This is a genomic window from Conexibacter arvalis (genome assembly GCF_014199525.1).
GTDB lineage: Bacteria > Actinomycetota > Thermoleophilia > Solirubrobacterales > Solirubrobacteraceae > Conexibacter > Conexibacter arvalis.
This window is the reverse complement of the sequence record NZ_JACHNU010000008.1, coordinates 1-18,784: the sequence shown is the minus strand read 5'-3', so window position 1 is coordinate 18,784 and position 18,784 is coordinate 1. Positions and strand designations below refer to the sequence as shown.

The window sequence follows — 18,784 nt, the reverse complement described above, 5'->3', positions numbered from 1 at the left end:
CACGCTCATTCGTCAGGGAGGTCGAGAGATGGCGGGTCATGACGACCGCGCGGTTTCGCGGCGCCGGTTCATCCAGGGCGCCGGTGTCGCGGCAGTGGGAATCTCACAAGCGGGGGAGGCCGCTGCGAGGGAACGATCGGCTCCGCCGCCCCCGCCGGGCAGGCGCCCGCGACGGCCGAACTTCCTCGTCATCATGGCCGACGAGTACCGCTTTCCGCCGGCCTACGAGTCCGCGGCCACGAGAGCGTTCCGCTCGCGCCACCTGACGGCCGAGGAGACGCTGCGCGACAGCGGCCTGGAATTCAACAGCCACTACATCATGACCGCGGCGTGCGCTCCCAGCCGCACGTCGTTCTTCACCGGGCAGTACCCGCCGCTGCACGGGGTGTCGCAGACCGACGGCATCGCCAAGGGCGCCGCCGACAGCGACATGCACTGGCTCGATCCCGACACCGTGCCGACGCTCGGCGACTACTTCCGCGCCGGCGGCTACGAGACCTACTACAAGGGCAAGTGGCACGTCTCGCACGCCGATCTGACGACCCCGGGCACCCACCAGTCGCTGCCGAGCTACGACCAGCGGGGCCGGCGCGACCCCAGAGCCGAGCGGACCTATCTGCGCGCCAACCGGCTCGACGGATACGGGTTCGACGGCTGGATCGGGCCCGAGCCGCACGGCGACGACCCGCTCAACTCGGGATCGTCCGCGAGAGGGGCCGGCGGACGCGACGCGCAGTACGCCGGCCAGACGGTCGATCTGCTGCGCGCGCTCAGCAAGCGCAGAGGCCAGCAGGCGCCGTGGCTCGTCGTCAGCTCGTTCGTCAACCCGCACGACATCGCGGCCTGGGGATCGTTCACCAAGCGGCTGCCGGATTGGAACCTGACCGGGCAGCTCGAGGGGACCGACGTGCCGTCGGACCTGTTCGACGAGGCGATGTACGCCGCCACGAGCAGAGAGGACCTGAGGGGCAAGCCGACCTGCCAGCGCAGCTACGTCGCGACGTACCCGAAGATGCTGCAGCCGTCGCCCAACACGCTCGAGTATCAGCGGTTCTACTACCAGCTGATGCAGAACGTGAACAGGGAGATCCAGAAGGTCCTCGACCAGCTCGCCGCCGACCCGCAGATGGCGGCCGACACGATCGTGATCTTCACCTCCGACCACGGCGACATGCTCGGCGCCCACGGCGGGATGCACCAGAAGTGGCATCAGGCCTACGAGGAGACGACGCACGTCCCATTCATCGTCCACAACCCGCGGCTGTTCTCCGGCCGCCAGAGAGCGGACGTCCTGACCAGCCACGCCGACGTGCTGCCGACGCTGCTCGGGCTCGCCGGGCTGAATGAGGGCAAGCTGCGCGGGAAGCTCGAGCGGACCCACACCGAGGTCCATCCGCTCGTCGGACGCGACCTGTCGAAGTTCATCCTTGGGAAGGCCGGCGCCGCGACGGTCGACGATCCCGTCTACTTCATGACGGACGACGATCCCAGCCAGGGCGAGCACCAGGTGAGCATCTCCAGACGCATGTACGAGTCGGTCGTCCAGCCCAACCACGTGGAGACGATCGTCACGCAGCTGCGCACGGGCCCGGGCGGGGCGCTGGAGACGTGGAAGTACAGCCGCTACTACGACACCGAGCAGTACTGGAGCGACCCCGGATCCGGCGGCGGGAGAGGGAGGGACGGCGGCAAGGACGTCGTCACCCTGTTGCGCGGAAACGTCGAGCGCAGAGGCGGGAAGGCCGCGGTCACCACGGTCAAGCGCCGGCCGGCGCGGGAGCAGTTCGAGGCCTACAACCTCGCTCGCGATCCGCTGGAGCTGGACAACCTCGTCCACAGCAGAGATCCGGCGGTGCGCGTGACGCTCACGCGCCTGGGCCGGACGCTCAAGCAGCAGCGCGCGGCGAAGCGGAAGACGCCCTCCACCGGATCGGTGCCCGGTCAGGCGAAGCCGTGACCCGGCCGCCGCGCCGATCCGTGACGGCTCACGCCGGGCGGATGACGCAGCGAAACCCGATGTGGGTGGTGGAGCTGTCGACCGCCTCGCCTTGGCGCGCGGCCGGGCGGTACCGCAGGCAGTAGCTCGGCGCGCACAGGTGCGAGCCGCCCTTGATCACCCGGCGCGCGATCTGCGCGCCGGGTCGGTCGCCGCTCGCGCCGTGGTCGGTGACGCGCGGATTGCGCGGGACGCAGCAGCTGCCGGCGGCGCCGTCGCGATGGCGCGGGGCGAACAGGTCGGCGGTCCACTCCCAGACGTTGCCGGCCATGTCGTAGAGGCCGAAGCCGTTGGGCGGGAACCGCTTGACGGGCGAGGTGCCGAGGTAGCCGTCGGTCAGGTCGTTTCTCCACGGAAACGCGCCCTGCCAGGTGTTGGCCATCATCTTGCCTCTCGGATGCGGCTCGTCGCCCCAGCAGTAGACGGCGCCTTCGAGGAGACCGCGCGCGGCCCGCTCCCATTCGGCCTCTGACGGCAGCGCCTTGCCCGCCCATGCGGCATACGCTGCGGCGTCCTCATAGGCGACGTGGGTCACCGGGTGCCGTTCACGGCCGTGCGTCGTGCTGCCGGGCCCTTCGGGATGGCGCCAGTCGGCGCCGGGCGTCCACGCCCACCAACGTCGGAGGTCGTCGAGCGGGACCGGCCCGTCGGTCTGGCGGAACACCAGCGATCCCGGCACGAGCAGCGCCGGGTCGGCGTCCGGATAGTCGGCCGGGTCGGGGGCGTGCTCGGCGACGGTGCGGTATCCGGTCGCCTTCACGAAGCGCCGGAAGGCCGCGACGGTCACGGGATGCTCGTCCATCCAGAAGCCGTCGACGGCGACGCGATGGGCCGGCCGCTCCTCGGGATAGAAGTCGTCCGAGCCCATGAGGAAGGTCCCGCCCGGAATCCACACCATGTCCTTGGGCGGTTGGTCGGCCATCCTCGGGAACGATAGTGGCAAGAAGCGAGGCCGCCGCTCGAAAGGGGGAGTGGAGCGGCGGGCCTCGCCTCGTGCCGCGCGGCGGGGCGCGGTCGGGCCGCTCTGGAAGGGGAGTGCGAGCGACCTCTCGGAGACCGTACGCCGCCGCTCCGGCGACCGCCATCCCTCGCTCGCGTTCCTCTGAGCTAGGGGTCCGCCGGCTGGAGCCGGCGTCTCAGTCGCCTTGGAAGCTGGCGGTCGGGGAGACGCGTGCGGCGAACCAGCCCGGGATCGCGACGACCAGCGTGGCGACGAGGGCGACGCCGGCGAAGGTCAGGCCGGCGAGCGCGAGCGCGGGGGAGAAGATCGACGGGAAGCCGGTCGTCAGCGTCACCCAGCGGGTCGCGAGCACCTGGCCGGCGAGCCCGGCTGCGGCGCCGACACCGGCGCCGACCGAGAGCACGATCAGGCTCTGGAGCACGAGCGTCGCCCACACCTGCTCGACGTCGAAGCCCTGCATCCGCAGGACGGCGAGGCGACGGCGCTGCTGCCAGATCGCGGCGCTCATCGCGGCCGACATCGCCAGCGCAGCGGCGACCAGCATCAGGGTCGAGATCTGGCTGAGGCGGTCGAGGCCCGCGCGCGACAGCCGCTGGAAGCGGTCGAGCCGCTCGGCCGCCGTCTCGACCGTCAGCGCAGCGTCCCTGGGGAGCGCGCTCTCGACCAGCCGGCGGCCCTGCTCCGGCGCGACCCCCGGGGCGAGCGAGACCTCGACGCCGCTGACGTCCTCGCTCGCCCACGCGCGGCGGAAGTCGTCGCCGCCGAGCAGCAGCGTCCCCGGCGCCCAGCCGAGGTTGGTCGTCGTCGCCGCGACGCGGAGGCGCTCGGTCCCCGACGGCGTCGGCAGCGCCAGCTCGTCGCCGACGTCGACGCCGAGGTGGTCGGCGAGCCCGTCGGAGAGGACGACGGCGCCGCCGTCGCGCAGCGCCGCCGCCGCTCGCGCCCGCTCGCCGGCGACGAGCTGACCCGCGGGGATCGGGTCGCCGCCGGCCGCGTCGCGCGCGATCACCCAGGCGCGGTGGCCGGCGACGTCGAGGAAGCCGCCGCGGTAGGGCCGCACGGAGGCGACGAGCGGGCTCGCCGTCAGCGCTCTCAGCGCCGCCGGGGCGGCGAACGGCGTCGTCGTCAGGACGTTCTCGTCGCCGCCGGCGGTCACCCATACGTCGGCCGTTCCGATGTAGGAGCCCTGCATGTCGTCGAGGCCGCGCAGCAGGTCGCGATGGGCGCCCTCAATCGCGACCGAGCCGAAGACGGCGAGCGCGCCGGTCGCGGCAAGCGCGACCGCCCGCGTCGCGTTGGCGCGCAGCTCCGAGACCGAGATCGACAGCAGGCCGCCGACGCCCGTGTCGGCGAGACGGTCGGCCAGCCGCAGGGCGCCGTCGATCGCGGCCGGCAGCAGCAGCACCGCCGCGACGCCGAGCGCGCCGACGCCGACGACGGTCAGCGCCGGCGCCAGCAGGTAGATCGCGACCGCGAACGCGACCAGGGCCCCGGCCGCGACCGCGAGCCACGGCCGCAGCCGGCGCGGGATGCCCTCGCCCGGCTCGTCCGCGCTGCGGTAGGCGGCGGCGAGCGGGACCGATGCGATCGCGTCGACCAGCAGCCGGCCGGAGGCGACGAGGGTCGCGGCCAGTCCGCCGGCGAAGGCGAGCGCGACCGCCTCGGCGCTGACGATCCGCTGGGTCCCGATCGGGAAGGCGAACGCGAGGTACCCGGGCTCGGCGTGGAAGACGTGGCGCGAGAGCAGGTCGCCGAGCAGCAGCCCGAGCAGCGAGCCGGCGACGCCGATCGCGAGCGCCTCGAACAGCACGAGCGTCGCGAGCTGCGCGCGGCCGAAGCCCTGCATCCGCAGCTCGGCGACGAAGCGGCGCCGCTCGGGCATCGTCAGCAGCATCGCGTTGAACGTGAAGAGGACGCCGACGAGCATGCTGATCGCCGCGAACATCCCGGTCGACTGCTCGTTGGGGCCGGCCGCCTGCTCGATCAGCCGCGCGTCGTGGTCGCTCGCGACGACGTCGGCGCGGTCGTCGGCGACCGCGGCGAGCCCGGCGCGGGCCGCGCCCTCGCGGCCGTCGGCGGTCGCGATCAGGACGTGCGTCAGCCGGTCCGGCAGCCCGGCGAGCTGCTGGGCGTAGCCGAGCGGCGCGACGACGACGGCGCTCTGCGCCAGCGGCCCGACCTGCCCGGCGCCGACGACGGTCGAGACGAAGACCTCGTGCGAGCGGCCTCCGACCGCGAGCCGCAGCCGGTCGCCGGTGTCGACGCCGAGCCGGTCAGCGAGCCCGCGCGGCATCAGCAGCGCGCGGCGGAGCTTGACGCCGAACTGGCCGCCGAAGCCCTTCACGAGCTGGCCGGCGACCGAGGCGAAGCGGTCGTCGACGCCGACGAGCTGGACCGGCGCGGCTTCGCCTCCGCCGTCGGCCGCGCTGACGTTCGCGCGCACGAACAGCGCCGGCGCGGCGGCGGTCACGCCCTCGACCGAGCGGGCGGCGGTCGCGTGCGCGGCGTCGATCCCGTGCGGGTCGCGTGCGACGAGCGCGAGCGACGCCGAGCCGGTGATGCCCTCCGTCAGCTCGCGCACCGAGCCGGTGACGCTCGTGTTGGCGATCTGGACCGCGAACAGCAGCGCGACGCCGATCGCGATCCCGACGATCGCCAGCGCCTCCTGGCCCGGGCGCTTGCGGGCCCGCAGCCACCACAGCCACGGCAGATCCCACAGGTAGCGCATCACGGCGCCGTGCCCTTGGCGGCCGCGTCGCGGGCGACCTCCTCGGCCGCGGTCGCGGCGCCGTCGAGCAGGATCCCGTCGCGCAGCGTGCGGACGCGGTCGGCGTAGGCGGCCGCCGTCGGATCGTGGGTCACGAGCACGGTCGCGACGCCGGCGTCGCGCGTGATCTGGGCCAGCAGCGTCAGCACCGCCTGGCCGCGGGTCGTGTCGAGGTTGCCGGTCGGCTCGTCGGCGAGGATCAGGCGCGGTTCGTTCGCGAGCGCGCGGGCGATCGCGACCCGCTGGCGCTCGCCGGTCGAGAGCTGCTCCGGCGGGTGTCTCGTGCGCTCGGCCAGCCCGACCAGCTCCAGCCATCTCGCCGCTCGTCTGCGCGCGGCGCGGCGGCCGAGCCCCTCGGCGATCAGCTTCATCGCCGCGTTGTCGAGCGCCGACATGCCCGGCGCGAGGTGGAACTGCTGCCAGATGAAGCCGAGCTGCGTGCGGCGATAGCGGGTCGCCTCCTCCGCCGACATGCCGGCGACCGAGCGGCCGTCGCAGCGGACCTCGCCGCGGTCGGGCCGGTCGAGGCCGGCGGCCAGCATCAGCATCGTCGTCTTGCCCGATCCGCTCGGCCCGTAGAGGGCGACGAGCTCCCCGGCGGCGACCTCCAGCGAGACGCCGTCGACCGCGCGCACGACGGAGTCGCCGCTGCGGTAGTGCTTGACGACGTCGCGGAACTCGAGCACCGTCGGCTAACCGGAGCGGCCGCCCGCGCCGGTGCGCGGGGTGGGGCGGGGGAACTCGATCACGTCGGCGGGCGTCGGCTCGGCGGCGCCGACGAGGCGGCCGCCGGAGAGCGAGAAGAGCCGGTTGGAGCCGGCCGCTCCGTGGGCGTCGGCGGCCGTGAGGAGGATCGCGGCGCCGTCGCGGGCGAAGCGCTGGAGGATGCCGAGCACGCTGTTGCGCTCGACCAGGTCGAGCGTGTCGGTGATCTCGTCGAGCACGAGCAGCCGCGGCCGGCGCACGCCGGCCTGGGCGAGCGCGACGCGCGCCCGCTCGGCGTCGGAGAGTTCGTCGACGCGCGCCTGGGCGCAGTCGGTCGCGCCGACGCGCTCCAGCAGCTCGGAGGCCGCGCGGCGGCGCTCGGCGCGGCGGACGCCGGCGCTGACGAGCGGGAGCGCCACGTGGTCGAGCACGTTGCCGGCGTGGGTCGTCGGTAGCGCACGCCTCCAGACGCAGGCGATCTCGGAGCGGCGCAGGCGGCCGCGGGCGCGATCGTCCAGGGCGGCGAGGTCGAGACCGGCGTAGCGGACCTGGCCGGCGCTGGGGCGGCGCAGGCCGGCGGCGATCTCGAGCAGCGTCGTCTTGCCGGCGGCCCGCTCGCCGAGGACGGCGGCGAAGTCGCCGGCGTGCAGCGTCAGCGACGCCCCGTCGAGCACGACCACCTCGCGCGCGCCGCGCCAGTGGGAGGCGCGGATCGAGTCGAGCGAGAGGAGGGGAGCGCTCATCGCATCGACGGGGACGTCAGAGGCCGGCGGCGGTCGCGCGCATCAGCGCCTCGGTGGGGATCGAGCCGTCGTCGGCGGTCTGCTCGATCGTGCGCAGCGCCATGCGGATCCAGCGCAGGTCTCCGCCCAGCCGCTCGAGCGCGGCCGCGTCGGTCAGCCAGCGCGCGGCGACCTCCCAGCCGACCTGGTCGTGGGCTCCCGGGCCGAGCGCCATCGTGTTGGTCTGTGCCTGCAGCTCGGTCATGCACTCGCGCTCGAGCCGCTCCAGCTCAGCTCTGAGAAGGGGAAGGTGCTGGCCGCGGGCGACGGCCAGCTTGAGGTACAGCTCGCCGCGCAGCGGCTCGCGGGCCGGCGACTGGCTCATCCACGCCGAGAAGCGGTCGCGCCCCTGCGCCGTCGCCTCGTAGTAGACCTTGACCTGGCGGCGCGACTCGACCCGCTTGGCCTCGGCTGCCAGCCGCTCTCTGACGAGCTGGTCGAGCGAGACATAGACGGCGCCGGAGACCGCTCTGAAGCTCGGCCCGAGCCGCTCCTGCAGGCGGTTGGCGATGTCGTAGCCGTAGCCACGCCGTTCGGTCAACAACCCCAGCACTGCCAGTTTCACCGACACTCCCCTGAGCCTCCTCCGCCGCATCCGCGTGCGGCGCTCCCGGCAGATCCACCCCGGCGGACCCACTCCCCCGAAATCGGCACGTTGCGGCAATCCTAGAGCGAGGCGAGGAGGGCGTGCGCAGATTTGGGATGGCACGTGCGCATGCGGACCCGCCGGCGGGCTAGGGTTGGCTCGTCCACACGAGCCAGGGGGTGCGGCGATGAGCGCCGCCGGGTTGTTCGGCCCCGGGTCGGTCACGTGGCGCGTCTACGGGGAGACGGCGATGATCCTTGGGGGCGGTCGGGCGCTGATCCTGCAGATGGCGCACCCGCGCATCGGAGCCGCCGTCGAGCAGCATTCGCGCTATCGCGACGATCGCTGGGGGCGGTTGAGACACACGCTGAGAACGGTCGGCGAGATCCTCTTCGGCGACACGGAGACGGCTGTCCGCAGCGCCGAGCGGATGCGGCGGCTCCACGTCCGCTACCGCGGCGTCGTGCCGGCCGGGCGCGAGGCCGGAGCGTCCTACCACGCCGCCGACCCGGCGCTGGTGCTGTGGGTGTGGGCGACGCTGGTCGACACGTCGCTGATCGTCTTCCAGCTGTTCGTCGGGCGTCTGAGCGCCGCCGAGCAGGAGCGGTTCTACGCCGAGCAGCGCCGCTTCGCCGAGCTGTGCGGCGTCCCGCCGGAAGCCGTGCCGCCGACGCTGCCCGCGTTCCGCGCGTACGTCGAGCAGGTCGTGCGCGAGACGCTCGAGGCGACGCCGGCCGCGCGCGAGGCGGCCGCGCTCGCGCTCAACCCGCTCGGCCTGCCGCCGGCGGCCGCCCCGCTCGCCGCGCTCGGCGGCCTGCCGACCGCCGGACTCCTGCCGGAGCCGCTGCGGCATGAGCTGGGCGTCCGCTGGTCGCCGCGCCGGGAGCGGGTGCTGCGTGCGTTCGCGGTCGTCGTGCGGCGCGTGCGGCCGTCCCTGCCGGCGCGGGCGCGGCGCGTGCGGTCGGCGCGGGCAGCGGCGGGGCGGTTGAGGAGCGGGGGCGGCGCGGGGGCCGTTGCGATGGCGGCGGGACCCGGCGCGGACGCGCAGGCGCGGCGGTCGTGCCTGCAGCCGCCGCCGCGGTAGGCGGTGCCGGCTTCGTCGTTCAGCCGGGGCGCAGCTGCACCACGGCCAGCCCGGGCACCCGTGCGAAGTCCCGGACGTTGGCGGTCGCGAGGGCATGGCCGTGGGCGATGGCGGTGGCGGCGATCCAGAGGTCGTGCGCGCCGATCCGCGCTCCGGCCGCGTCGAGCTGCGCCCATGCGGCGGCATGCGCGCGGGCGACGCGACCGTCGATCGGGATCGGGTCGAGTGCAGCGAGGATGTGCTCGACGAACGCCTGGCGACGGGCCCGGACGCGCTCGTCGGTGGCACGGTGGACGCCATGGAGCAGCTCGCTCGCGGTGATGGCGCTGATCGCGCGGTCCTCGTCGCCGGCAGCGGCATCGAGGTCGGAGCGGCCACGCTCGATGTCGATGAGGGCCGAGGTGTCGATCAGGACGGCCATGCGCCATCCGCTGGTTCCGTCGCCTCGCGCGCGCGTGCGACGTCGCTGGCGAAGTCGTCGTCGACGGCTGGCGCGGTGGCCAGCAGCTCTCGCCACCGTTCGGCGGAGATCGTTCGACGGCGCGGTGCGGGGCGCAGCTCCGCGATCGGCACGCCATTGCGGACGATCTCGATCTCCTCGCCCGCGTCGACGCGGTTCATGACCGACGAGAAGCTGCGAGCGACGTCGGTAGCGCTGAGCCGGACCATGTTCCGACCGTATCAGACAAATCTGATGCCCTTTCGAGGTACAAGCGCGGCAGAGGGAAGGTCAAGGGCCGCGTGATGGAACGCTTCGGCGACCGGCCCCATGACGAGATCACGGCGGCGGAGGTCGCGGCGTTCCTGCGCGACCTCGACGCCGAGGGCCTGTCGGCGCGGAACGTCAACCTGCACCGCTCGATCCTGCACGCCGTCTTCGCGTACGCGATGAAGCCGGAGACGTACGCGCTGGCCGCGAACCCGGTCACCAGGATCGACAAGCGCTACGAGCAGCCGCCGGCGCCGCTCGACCACTACGAGGTCGACGAAATCGAGGCGCTTGCGCGAGCGTGCGAGCGCGGCGAGCAGCGTGCGTCGGTGCCGAACTACAGAGGCCGCCTCGCCGCGATCGGCGACGCCGAGCTGGCGGCGCGCTCGCTGGAGGACCGGCAGGACGCCGAGCTGTTCCGCGTGCAGTTCTACAGCGGGTGCGGTTGGGGGAGGTGATCGCGTTGAGATAACGGCACGTGCATTTCCTGGCCGACCTGTCCGGCGCGGTGCTCGACGTCGAGCGGGCGGTGAGCGCGGGCGTCGAGAAGGAACCGAAGGGCAGACGCGGCCGGCAGGTCCCGCTGCCTCGTCCTGCGGCGGAGGCGCTTGCCCGCCTCGGCCGGCGCGACGAGTTCACCGGGCCGAGCGACTACGTGTTCTGCAACCGCTACGGCGCCCGGCTTGATCCCTCGGCGATTCGTCGCCGCTACAAGCGCGCGGCGGCGGCTGCGGGGCTGCGGCCCGTGAAGTTGCACGGTCTGCGCCACGCCGCCGGCTCGGTCCTTGCCCGCTCGCTGCCGCTGGTGACGGTGCGTGATGTGCTCGGCCACGCCGAACTGCGCACCACGAACCGCTACCTGCACAGCAAGATCGATCCGGCCGCCATCGTCGCGGTGAATGCGGCGTTCGGCGTTGTCGAGTCGTCGTCTGCTGACGTGCCAGCGTCCGGCTGAGAGGCCACGTCGGCTGCTCAGCAGTCGCGGAGAGTGGCCTCGATGTCGTCGCGCAGGAACCTGACGGCACGACCGAGACGCGCGCACGGCAGCTCGCCGCGTCGGGCAAGCTCGTAGACCGTCGACTTCGGCAACGCGAGCACCGCCGCCACCTCGCCCGCCGTCAGCACATCCTCGCGCGTGATGCCTCGCTTCGAGACCGGTCGCTCGTTGTCGGGGACGGGTCGTCGTCTCGGCCTCGCCAGTCCGCTTCCTCCGTCGCCCGTCGCTCCCAGCTCAACACTCATCAGCTGCACCAGGGCCACAGGCCGCTGGCTGCACGACTTCCGTCATGGAGTTCCGCATCCCGCTCCTGGCCTCCGGCCCTTCCTTTCGCCTTCGCACCTCATCTCCCCGAGCTGGTTCTTCTAAGTGCAGGTCGAGGAAGGGGGTCACCGGGGGAGCGGGCGGTGACCCCCTTCCTCGAACGCGAAGGCGCTGCAAACACGGCGGATCCGGAGGCCAGGAGCGGGACGCGGCTCGTGATAACTGAGTTGTCACGGTGTGTGAGGGCTCGGAGGCGCGGTGACAACCAGGGTTGCGCCGCGCTGCGAGTCGCCATGCTTCGCCGAAGCGTGTTGGAGCTTGGCGCCGGCCAGGCTACGCTTTGGACTATGGCTGCGACGACGAAGATCGACTTCGACAGCGACTTGCTCGCGAAGCTTCGGGCGCGCCGTCCGGGGAAGGACGACCGGACGCTGCTTGAGGAACTGGCGCGAATCGAGCTGGGGTTCGAGACCTTGCGTGAGGTCCAGCGTCGCAACGCTTTGAGCGAAGACGAGGCCACCGACCTCGCCGTTCGCGCCGTGCGCGAAGTGCGCGCGGAGCGGCGTTGACGCGGCTCGTCCTGGACACAAGCGTGCTGCTCTCTGGCGCTGTCGCGGGATCGAGCAGCCCACCGGGCCGGCTGCTGGCGTCTGCACGGACGGGAGCGTTCGAGCTGGTCGCCTGCCCGCTGGTCTTCGAGGAGCTTCGACGCGGGCTCGCCAAGCCGTACTTCCGCTCACGGGTGACCGCCGCGGAAGCCGACTCGCTGCTCGACGCGTTGGAGCTGATCGCGACGGTCTTTCCGGATCCGGAGTCACCGAAGACGATCCTGCGCGACCCCAACGACGACTTCCTCGTCGCCCTCGCCCTCGTGGCAACGGCTGACGCAATCGTCACGGGCGATCGCGATCTGCTCGACCATCCCGAGCTGCGACCGCCGGCGATCGATGCGCGCGCCGCCTGCGAGCTGCTTGGCCTTCAGGAAGCAAGGACAGACTAGATGCACGGAGCGCGATGGACTCCGCGGGCATCCCGGCGCTATCCGCGACGAAGCAGCCGACGCAGCGCGACGATGGCGAGCGCCAAGCGACGCTCGATGTGCTCGACCCGGTCGGCCAGGTCGCGTAGCTCCGAGCGCTGCTCGCACCGTGCGATGCGTGCCGTGGGCGCCTCGCGGATGAACATCGAGCGCGCGACGCCGAGGCGATCGGCCTCGCGGCAGATCGCCTCCCAGGCGTCGGCGTCGAAGCGCACCGTCGTCGTGTGCAATCTGCGCACGACGGTTCGCTAAGCGCCTCGGCTTGTCTGCCCGCGCCGCGCTGCCTCGGCCTCGTACCGCATCATCAGCTCCGAGACCGGCAGCTCGAGGCCGTGACTGAGCCGCATCAGCAGCGCGAACGACGGGTTGATCTCACCACGCTCGATCGCACCGACATAGTTGCGGTGCATCTCGGCCGCGAAGCCGAGACCTTCCTGTGTGAAGCCCACGCGGGTTCGCTGCACCCGGACGGCGACGCCGAGCGCGACGTGATCCGCCGACTGCGGCGATTGAGGAGAACGGCTCATCATGAGGTCGCCTGCGTCGCTCTGCAGCGTCGCGAAAGCTGTTGCGCTCCGCGCTGCCACGGTCGGGCGGCGGCGCCGATCAACTCAGCGCACACGACGATGCACTCGATACGGTGTATTCGCATCGAAGATCACTCCTTCGGTGCCACGCCCCCGGACGTTCCAGCGTCGCGGGGGCACCTACTTAACGACGGCGATGCCGCCGCAACGAACCCACCGAGCAACCACGGGATGCCTACCGCAGTATGTAGTCAAGAGTAGGCATACCGGGTTTTATCCCGGGCGTGCCCAGAGACGAACCGTTCGCGACACAGCTCCGCCGCGTCCGCGAGGCGCGCGACATCAGCCGCAGCGTCCTCTCCCACCGCACCGGCAGCGTCGGCGACCCCGGCATCTCGCCGTCAGGCATCGAGGCGCTGGAGCGCAACCCCGACCGCCGCCCGACCGATCAGACCATCCTGATCCTTGGAGAAGCGCTCGACCCCGACCCCGGCGAGTTCCCCGCCTACGACCTCGCCCGTGCGCGGGCGCTGTTCAGCGAGAGCCTGTCTGGGTTTGACACCGCTTGGCGAAATCTCAAGCGTTTGCGCGGCAGCTTCGACGTGTAGGGCGCGACGCCGTTTGCAGAGTCGGCTTCGTGAAGCGAGCGAGGCAACAAGGGCGGACACCGCTGCGATCGTCCAGGGGCCAGCCTGCGGTCGGTGAACCTCAATCCCGCGTGATCGCGCCGCCGACGAACCACCGAACGAGCGTGAGAGCCGTGTGCACACCGGCGTCGGCCTCGTCCTGCGACATGCCCATCGGAGCTTCGCGATCGTCCGTGCCGTGGCGTACATGTGTTGTCCACATGGCCTCCATCATCGGAACAACCGTCGACACATCGCCCAGGACAAATCTGAACTTCTGGGGCGCGTCCCGAACCGCGCGAAGCATCTTCCCAAGGGTTGCGTCCCCATCTCTCGGGGAGACAATCGGTTTCGCTGCCGCTTCGACCGCCATGAGCGCTTGAAAGTACGCCTGATCCGGAATCGGATCGCGACTCGCGAGGTATCTCCAAGCGTCAGTGAGATGGCGTCCGGCTCGCTCCGCGACCGGCATGATCTCGTCGATGGCCTCGCGGACGGGACCGACAGCTCGTCGTGTGAGGCTGTAGCTGCCGTCATTCCCCACCGGAGTTACTTCCCATGCCGACCCGCCGCTGAGCAGGATCGCTGCTATCTCCTCCGCAGCTTCATCGCTCCCGTAGCGGCGAGCCTCGGGAAGATGGTGGAGAACGTAATCGATGATGTCGAGACCGACTTCGCCGTTGTTCCTCGCAACGCGTTCCTCCAAGGCGTGCGCGACATCCGAGATGGCGAAGTGCCATGGCAACGGTGGCTCAAGGTGCATCCGTGCCTGGAGATTGCGCATCCAATCGGCGTGGTAGATGAGGCCGCCGGTGGTCGCGCGAGATCGGATGAACGGACGCAGCCACGCGCGCACTGGCTCCAGCAACCAGGCAGGAATCCCCTCGTGAAGGGTGTCGAACGACGTGCTCGACTGCCCGCGCGCTGACAGCGGCCGATAGGCCATAGCCGAAGCGTCCCACATGAACCAGACGCAAGCGGAGTCAGTCAAAGAATGGTGGAGCGCATGCGCACCGGTCACCGCGTGGCCGATACGAACGCATAAGTCGGGGCAGGCACGGTCCGTCAATCCACCGTCCGGTACCCGCACCCGGTACCCACTCCGCCCATCACTAGTGCGTGCGGCACCCCCAGAACGCCGAAAGGCCCCGCCGGAGCGGGGCTTTCGGGTGAAGCGGATGAAGGGACTCGAACCCTCGACCTTCTGCATGGCAAGCAGACGCTCTAGCCAACTGAGCTACATCCGCAACGCCCGGCGAGTATAGCCAGAACTCGTCGCGCGATGCGGCGTGGTCGGGGGCGGTGCGTAGGGTTGTCGGATGGCATCCACACCGCAGGTCGGCGATCCGGCGCCGGACTTTACGCTCGACGGGACGAACGGGCCGTGCACGCTCTCCTCGCTGCGTGGGCAGCGGGTCGTGCTCGCGTTCTATCCGGGCGACGAGACGATGGTCTGCACCAAACAGCTGTGCTCCTACCGCGATCGGGCCGACGACCTGTCCGCGCTCGGCGTCACGGTGATCGGCGTGAGCGGGAAGGACGTCGCCAGAAGGAGGCGTTCCGGGACCGCCACGGGCTGACCGTGCCGCTGCTCGCGGACCCCGACCACGCCGTCGCGCGCCTCTACGGCGTCGGCTCGCGCCTGACGGGGACCAAGCGCGCGACCTTCCTCGTCGACGAGGCGGGGACCGTCGTGTGGAAGAAGGTCCACGCAGTCGGTCTCACCTACGTCACCGTCGACGAGCTGCAGCGGGTGATCGCCGGGCTGCCGGCGGCCGCGGGCTGAAGCGCCGGGCCGGCGCGGCGCGGTTCCGCCCGACCGGCCCGATCGCGCGGCGCTCTCAGCGAAGGCCGGGGGAGGGAAGGACCGCGCCCGGGTTCAGGATGCCGTCGGGATCGAGCGCCCGCTTGAGCGCGCGCAGCGCCGCGACCTCGCCGGCGCCGCGGGCGCGCTCCAGCCACCGGGCCTTCGCCACGCCGACGCCGTGCTCGGCGCTGATCGTGCCGCCGGAGGCGAGCACCAGCTCCAGCACGGCGTCGTCCGCGCGCTCGTCGTCGGGCGATGGGCCGAGCAGGTTGACATGGACGTTGCCGTCGCCGAGGTGGCCGAAGAGGATCGCGCGCGCGTCGGGCACGTCCGGCGCCGCCTCGGCCAGCACCCGCGGCACCGCGTCGAGGAAGCGGCCCAGCGCCGCCAGCGGCACCCCGACGTCGAGCTTGTGCGGCACCGCGACGGCGTTGATCGCGTCGGGGTGCAGCTCGCGCAGCGCCCACAGCCCGTCGCGCCCGGGCGTGTCGTCGGCGATCAGCGCCTCCTCGATCCCCGCCCGCTCCAGCGCCGCGGCCAGCTCGTCGGTCGGGTCGCTGCGGCCGGCGCACTCGGCGAGCACGTAGAACGGGGCGCGCGGCTCGATCGGCGATGCTCTGCGCTGGTAGCGCAGCACCAGCTCCAGCCCGTCGTCGAGGAAGAAGTCGCAGCTCTCGAGCGTCGGGGCCTCCGCCCGCAGCGCCGTCAGCAGCGCCGCGGCCGCGTCCGCGGACGCGACCGGCACGAGCGCCGCGACGCGCGCGTCGAACCGCGGCTCCAGCCGCCACAGCACGCGCGTCACGATCCCGAGCGTCCCCTCCGACCCGACCAGCAGCGCCGGCAGGTCGTAGCCGGCGTTGTCCTTCGCCAGGCCCGCCATCCGTGTCACGACCGTCCCGTCGGCCAGCACCGCCTCCAGGCCGGCGACCCGGGTTCGCGCGGTCCCGTGGCTCAGCGCCCGCGCCCCGCCGGCGTCGCAGGCGACCGCGCCGCCGATCGTGCACGAGTCGCGCGCGCCGAAGTCCAGCCCGGCGTCGAAGCCGGCGGCGCGGGCCGTCTGCTGCAGCGCCGCGAGCGTCGCGCCCGCTCCGACCTCGACGACGCCGAGCGCCGGATCGACCGCGCCGATCGCGTTCAGCCGCACGAGCGACACGACCACCTCGCCGCCGCGCGGGACGCCGCCGCCGACCAGGCCGGTGTTGCCGCCCTGCGGGACGATCGCCGCGCCGGCCCGCGCGCACGCCGCGACGACCGCGGCGACCTGCGCGGTGTCGGCCGGACGCACGACGAGCGCCGCCCGCCCGCCGAAGCGGCCGGTCCAGTCGCGCTCGAAGGGGGCGGTTGTGTCGGGGTCGTCGAGGACGTGAGCGGGTCCGACGACGTCGCGCAGCACATCTGCGAGGCCCATAGCATGTAGCATGCTACTCACCGGCGGGATCGACCGCCCCGGCGCCGCCGCACGGAACGAATCGAGGAGGCTGCACCCGATGGCCGCAGGCCGCGAGACCGTGTTCACGTTGGAGGCGACGCCGGTGAAGTTCGGTCCCGGCGCCGTCGAGGACGCCGGCTGGGAGCTGAAGCGGCTCGGCGTCCGCCGCGTCCTGCTCGTCACCGACCCAGGAGTCGCCGCGCTCGGCCTTCCCGACCGCGTCGCCGCGCTCGCCGCCGCGGAGGGGATCGAGGTCGTCCGCTTCGAAGACAGCCGCGTCGAGCCGACGCTCGACTCCTTCCAGCAGGCCGCCGACGTCGCCGTCGCACACGGCGTCGACGGCTTCGTCTCGATCGGCGGCGGCTCGGCGATCGACACCGCGAAGGTCGCCAACCTCGTCGCCAGCCACCCGGCGCCGGTGATGGACTACGTCAACGCCCCGGTCGGCGGCGGACGCAAGCCGCCGTCGCCGCTGATGCCCCACCTCGCGATCCCCACCACGTCGGGCACCGGCTCGGAGGCGACAACCGTAGCGGTGCTCGACATCCCGGAGCTGAGGGTGAAGAGCGGCATCTCGCACCGCTACCTGCGCCCCGCGCAGGCGATCGTCGACCCCGAGCTGACGCGCACGCTGCCGCCCGAGGTGACCGCCTCCGCCGGCCTCGACGTCGTCTGCCACGCCGCCGAGTCGTTCCTCTCCAAGCCGTTCGACGCCCGCCCGCGCCCGGCCACGCCCGACGACCGCCCGCCCTACCAGGGCTCCAACCCGGTCGCCGACGTCTGGTCGGCGAAGGCGCTCGAGTACGGCGGCCGCTACCTGCGCCGCGCGGTCGAGAACCCGGACGACATGGAGGCGCGCGGCGCGATGATGCTCGCCGCCAGCCTCGCGGGCGTCGGCTTCGGCTCGGCCGGCGTCCACATCCCGCATGCCTGCGCGTATCCGATCGCCGGCCTCAAGCACCTCTACCAGCCGCCCGGCTACCCCTCCGACCACCCGTTCGTCCCGCACGGCCACTCGGTGATCGTCACGGCGCCCGCGGCCTTCCGCTTCACCTACGAGGCGATGCCCGACCGCCACCACCACGTGACCGGGCTGCTGACCGGCTCGCGCGACGAGCAGGCCGGCGCCGAGGCGCTGCCGAACGCGCTGCGGGAGCTGATGCGCGACGTCGGCGCCGCGCGCGGGATCGCGGAGCTGGGCTACGACGCCGACGACGTCCCGGCGCTCGTCGACGGTGCGCTCAAGCAGCAGCGGCTGCTCGTGATCGCGCCGCGCGAGCCGAGCGCCGAGGACCTGCGCGACATCTTCACCGCCTCCCTGGAGAACTGGTGAGCGGGCCGCCGCTCGATCCGCTCCGGGAGGACGGTCGGGAGCGGCGCGAGACGCTGACCGACCGCGCCACCGACGCCCTGCGCTCGGCGATCGTCGACGGCCGCCTGAGAGCGGGGGAGCTGTACTCGGTCGCCCGGCTCGCCGACCGGCTCGGCGTCTCGCGCACGCCCGTGCGCGAGGCGCTGCTGCTGCTGGAGCGGCAGGGGATGGTCCGCTTCGAGCGCAACCGCGGCGCGCGCGTGCTGGAGACGAGCGCCCGCGACCTCGACGAGGTCTTCGCGCTGCGGCTGCTGCTCGAGGTCCCCGCCGCCAAGGAGGCGGCGCGGCGGGCCGACGACGCGCTGGTGCGCGAGGTCGAGGCGATGCTCGCGGCGATGGAGGCCCAGCTCGACCCGCCCGACGAGCACGCCTTCATGGCCCGCGACCGCGACTTCCACCAGCTGCTCCTGCGCGCCGCCGGCAACGCGCGCCTCGCCGCGATCGTCGCGGACCTGCGCGACCACGTCCGCCTCCGCGGCGCCAGCACCGTCGGCCGCGGCCGCGACCTGCGCGCGATCTACGACGAGCACGTCGCGATCGTCGAGGCGCTCCGCGCCGGCGACCCGGCCGCCGTCGCCGCCGCGATGCGCACCCACCTCGAGCGCACCCGCGAGCTGCTCGTCGCCGCCGCGGGCGGCCTGTGAGCGGCCGCGCCGCCCCGTCCGGCCCGACCAGCGCGGCCGGCGCATCGCCGCGCTGACGGCAAGCCGACCGCGAGAGGCCCCGATCATCTACCCTTACGCCTCCCTGGCGACGTGGCGGAGTGGCTACGCAGCGGCCTGCAAAGCCGTGTACACCGGTTCGATTCCGGTCGTCGCCTTCGCCGGCGCCGCAGCGCGCCGCGGGCGGCGATTCGGTTAGGATGCCGCTCCGCTCGTCCGGGCCTCGCAAGAGCACAGCCGGGCAGCACGAACGGAAGCGCCACGGTATGCTTCCGATCTCCCAGGGCGATTAGCTCAGCTGGGAGAGCGCCGCCTCGACAAGGCGGAGGTCACTGGTTCGAGCCCAGTATCGCCCACTCCTCGAAAGCCCCGCAAGTGAGGGTGTCGCACAAACCCCGGCCTGTGGCCGGGGTTTGTGCTGTCCGGGGGCTTTAAGACGATGCCGTGGTCGGCGTCGTCGGGGAGGTGCTG

Annotated in this window: 21 protein-coding genes, 3 tRNA genes and 1 pseudogene; 12 read left to right on the top strand and 13 right to left on the bottom strand. The window is 72.6% G+C overall.

Annotation, left to right across the window (positions count from 1 at the left end; genetic code table 11):
• Positions 1-28 precede the first annotated feature (28 nt).
• On the top strand, positions 29-1,957 hold the full coding sequence (locus BDZ31_RS20880) for a sulfatase-like hydrolase/transferase (RefSeq protein WP_183344770.1): 1,929 nt from the start codon (positions 29-31) through the stop codon (positions 1,955-1,957).
• Between the two features lie 28 nt (positions 1,958-1,985).
• On the opposite strand, the gene BDZ31_RS20875 is transcribed toward BDZ31_RS20880, so the two are convergent.
• The 5 genes from BDZ31_RS20875 to BDZ31_RS20855 all read right to left on the bottom strand — a co-directional run bounded on the left by BDZ31_RS20875 (position 1,986) and on the right by BDZ31_RS20855 (position 7,752).
• Positions 1,986-2,918: a formylglycine-generating enzyme family protein gene (locus BDZ31_RS20875; protein ID WP_246345690.1), complete on the bottom strand. Its 933-nt coding sequence runs from the start codon at positions 2,916-2,918 to the stop codon at positions 1,986-1,988.
• A gap of 214 nt (positions 2,919-3,132) precedes the next feature.
• Complete coding sequence (locus BDZ31_RS20870; RefSeq protein ID WP_343075666.1) at positions 3,133-5,685, bottom strand: FtsX-like permease family protein; 2,553 nt, start codon at positions 5,683-5,685, stop codon at positions 3,133-3,135.
• Positions 5,685-6,410 (bottom strand): ATP-binding cassette domain-containing protein, encoded by a 726-nt coding sequence (locus BDZ31_RS20865; protein ID WP_183344766.1) that lies wholly within the window; start codon positions 6,408-6,410, stop codon positions 5,685-5,687. Before BDZ31_RS20865 ends, BDZ31_RS20870 begins: the two co-directional genes overlap by 1 nt.
• 6 nt (positions 6,411-6,416) lie before the next feature.
• A complete protein-coding gene (locus BDZ31_RS20860) occupies positions 6,417-7,172 on the bottom strand; it encodes an ATP-binding cassette domain-containing protein (protein WP_183344764.1) in 756 nt (251 codons plus the stop codon).
• A gap of 16 nt (positions 7,173-7,188) precedes the next feature.
• Complete coding sequence (locus BDZ31_RS20855; RefSeq protein ID WP_221243239.1) at positions 7,189-7,752, bottom strand: PadR family transcriptional regulator; 564 nt, start codon at positions 7,750-7,752, stop codon at positions 7,189-7,191.
• Between the two features lie 232 nt (positions 7,753-7,984).
• On the opposite strand from BDZ31_RS20855, the gene BDZ31_RS20850 reads away from it, so the two are divergent.
• Positions 7,985-8,881, top strand: a complete 897-nt coding sequence (locus BDZ31_RS20850) for an oxygenase MpaB family protein (RefSeq protein WP_183344760.1) — start codon at positions 7,985-7,987, stop codon at positions 8,879-8,881.
• Positions 8,882-8,900: 19 nt separating this feature from the next.
• Here the strand turns inward: BDZ31_RS20850 and BDZ31_RS20845 are convergent, their stop codons facing one another.
• Both BDZ31_RS20845 and BDZ31_RS20840 read right to left on the bottom strand, forming a co-directional pair.
• Entirely contained in the window at positions 8,901-9,302 is a 402-nt protein-coding gene (locus BDZ31_RS20845; protein ID WP_183344758.1) for a PIN domain-containing protein, read from the bottom strand.
• On the bottom strand, positions 9,290-9,550 hold the full coding sequence (locus tag BDZ31_RS20840; protein WP_183344756.1) for a type II toxin-antitoxin system Phd/YefM family antitoxin: 261 nt from the start codon (positions 9,548-9,550) through the stop codon (positions 9,290-9,292). The genes BDZ31_RS20845 and BDZ31_RS20840 overlap by 13 nt, the downstream gene beginning before the upstream one ends.
• 75 nt (positions 9,551-9,625) lie before the next feature.
• Here BDZ31_RS20840 and BDZ31_RS20835 point away from each other — a divergent pair, with 75 nt between their 5' ends.
• On the top strand, positions 9,626-10,048 hold the full coding sequence (locus BDZ31_RS20835; RefSeq protein WP_183344753.1) for a site-specific integrase: 423 nt from the start codon (positions 9,626-9,628) through the stop codon (positions 10,046-10,048).
• Between the two features lie 20 nt (positions 10,049-10,068).
• Complete coding sequence (locus tag BDZ31_RS20830) at positions 10,069-10,545, top strand: tyrosine-type recombinase/integrase (protein WP_183344750.1); 477 nt, start codon at positions 10,069-10,071, stop codon at positions 10,543-10,545.
• A 17-nt stretch (positions 10,546-10,562) separates the two neighbouring features.
• On the opposite strand, the gene BDZ31_RS20825 is transcribed toward BDZ31_RS20830, so the two are convergent.
• Positions 10,563-10,850, bottom strand: a complete 288-nt coding sequence (locus BDZ31_RS20825; RefSeq protein WP_183344748.1) for a helix-turn-helix domain-containing protein — start codon at positions 10,848-10,850, stop codon at positions 10,563-10,565.
• 348 nt (positions 10,851-11,198) lie between these two features.
• Here BDZ31_RS20825 and BDZ31_RS20820 point away from each other — a divergent pair, with 348 nt between their 5' ends.
• Positions 11,199-11,420, top strand: a complete 222-nt coding sequence (locus BDZ31_RS20820; protein ID WP_246345688.1) for a hypothetical protein — start codon at positions 11,199-11,201, stop codon at positions 11,418-11,420.
• Complete coding sequence (locus tag BDZ31_RS20815) at positions 11,417-11,851, top strand: putative toxin-antitoxin system toxin component, PIN family (protein WP_183344747.1); 435 nt, start codon at positions 11,417-11,419, stop codon at positions 11,849-11,851. Before BDZ31_RS20820 ends, BDZ31_RS20815 begins: the two co-directional genes overlap by 4 nt.
• Positions 11,852-11,889: 38 nt before the next feature.
• On the opposite strand, the gene BDZ31_RS20810 is transcribed toward BDZ31_RS20815, so the two are convergent.
• Both BDZ31_RS20810 and BDZ31_RS20805 read right to left on the bottom strand, forming a co-directional pair.
• Entirely contained in the window at positions 11,890-12,120 is a 231-nt protein-coding gene (locus BDZ31_RS20810) for a hypothetical protein (protein ID WP_221243238.1), read from the bottom strand.
• Between the two features lie 18 nt (positions 12,121-12,138).
• A complete protein-coding gene (locus BDZ31_RS20805; RefSeq protein ID WP_246345686.1) occupies positions 12,139-12,417 on the bottom strand; it encodes a helix-turn-helix domain-containing protein in 279 nt (92 codons plus the stop codon).
• Between the two features lie 284 nt (positions 12,418-12,701).
• Here BDZ31_RS20805 and BDZ31_RS20800 point away from each other — a divergent pair, with 284 nt between their 5' ends.
• The gene (locus tag BDZ31_RS20800; protein WP_183344741.1) at positions 12,702-13,025 is read left to right on the top strand and encodes a helix-turn-helix domain-containing protein; all 324 of its coding nucleotides are present in this window, start codon (positions 12,702-12,704) and stop codon (positions 13,023-13,025) included.
• A gap of 100 nt (positions 13,026-13,125) precedes the next feature.
• Here the strand turns inward: BDZ31_RS20800 and BDZ31_RS20795 are convergent, their stop codons facing one another.
• Positions 13,126-13,989 carry a hypothetical protein gene (locus tag BDZ31_RS20795; protein WP_183344739.1) on the bottom strand — a complete coding sequence of 288 codons (864 nt, stop codon included), beginning with the start codon at positions 13,987-13,989 and terminating at the stop codon, positions 13,126-13,128.
• Between the two features lie 227 nt (positions 13,990-14,216).
• Positions 14,217-14,290, bottom strand: a tRNA-Gly gene (locus BDZ31_RS20790).
• A gap of 72 nt (positions 14,291-14,362) precedes the next feature.
• Between BDZ31_RS20790 and BDZ31_RS20785 the strand changes: the two are divergent.
• Positions 14,363-14,829, top strand: a pseudogene (locus BDZ31_RS20785) (peroxiredoxin).
• Positions 14,830-14,884: 55 nt separating this feature from the next.
• Here BDZ31_RS20785 and BDZ31_RS20780 read toward each other — a convergent pair.
• Positions 14,885-16,258, bottom strand: a complete 1,374-nt coding sequence (locus BDZ31_RS20780; RefSeq protein WP_246345684.1) for an FAD-binding oxidoreductase — start codon at positions 16,256-16,258, stop codon at positions 14,885-14,887.
• Between the two features lie 79 nt (positions 16,259-16,337).
• Here BDZ31_RS20780 and BDZ31_RS20775 point away from each other — a divergent pair, with 79 nt between their 5' ends.
• The 4 genes from BDZ31_RS20775 to BDZ31_RS20760 all read left to right on the top strand — a co-directional run bounded on the left by BDZ31_RS20775 (position 16,338) and on the right by BDZ31_RS20760 (position 18,669).
• Positions 16,338-17,612 carry a hydroxyacid-oxoacid transhydrogenase gene (locus tag BDZ31_RS20775; protein ID WP_183344737.1) on the top strand — a complete coding sequence of 425 codons (1,275 nt, stop codon included), beginning with the start codon at positions 16,338-16,340 and terminating at the stop codon, positions 17,610-17,612.
• Complete coding sequence (locus BDZ31_RS20770; protein ID WP_343075652.1) at positions 17,609-18,295, top strand: GntR family transcriptional regulator; 687 nt, start codon at positions 17,609-17,611, stop codon at positions 18,293-18,295. Before BDZ31_RS20775 ends, BDZ31_RS20770 begins: the two co-directional genes overlap by 4 nt.
• 105 nt (positions 18,296-18,400) lie before the next feature.
• Positions 18,401-18,471: transfer RNA gene (locus BDZ31_RS20765), tRNA-Cys, on the top strand.
• A 125-nt stretch (positions 18,472-18,596) separates the two neighbouring features.
• Positions 18,597-18,669: transfer RNA gene (locus BDZ31_RS20760), tRNA-Val, on the top strand.
• Positions 18,670-18,784: the final 115 nt, after the last annotated feature.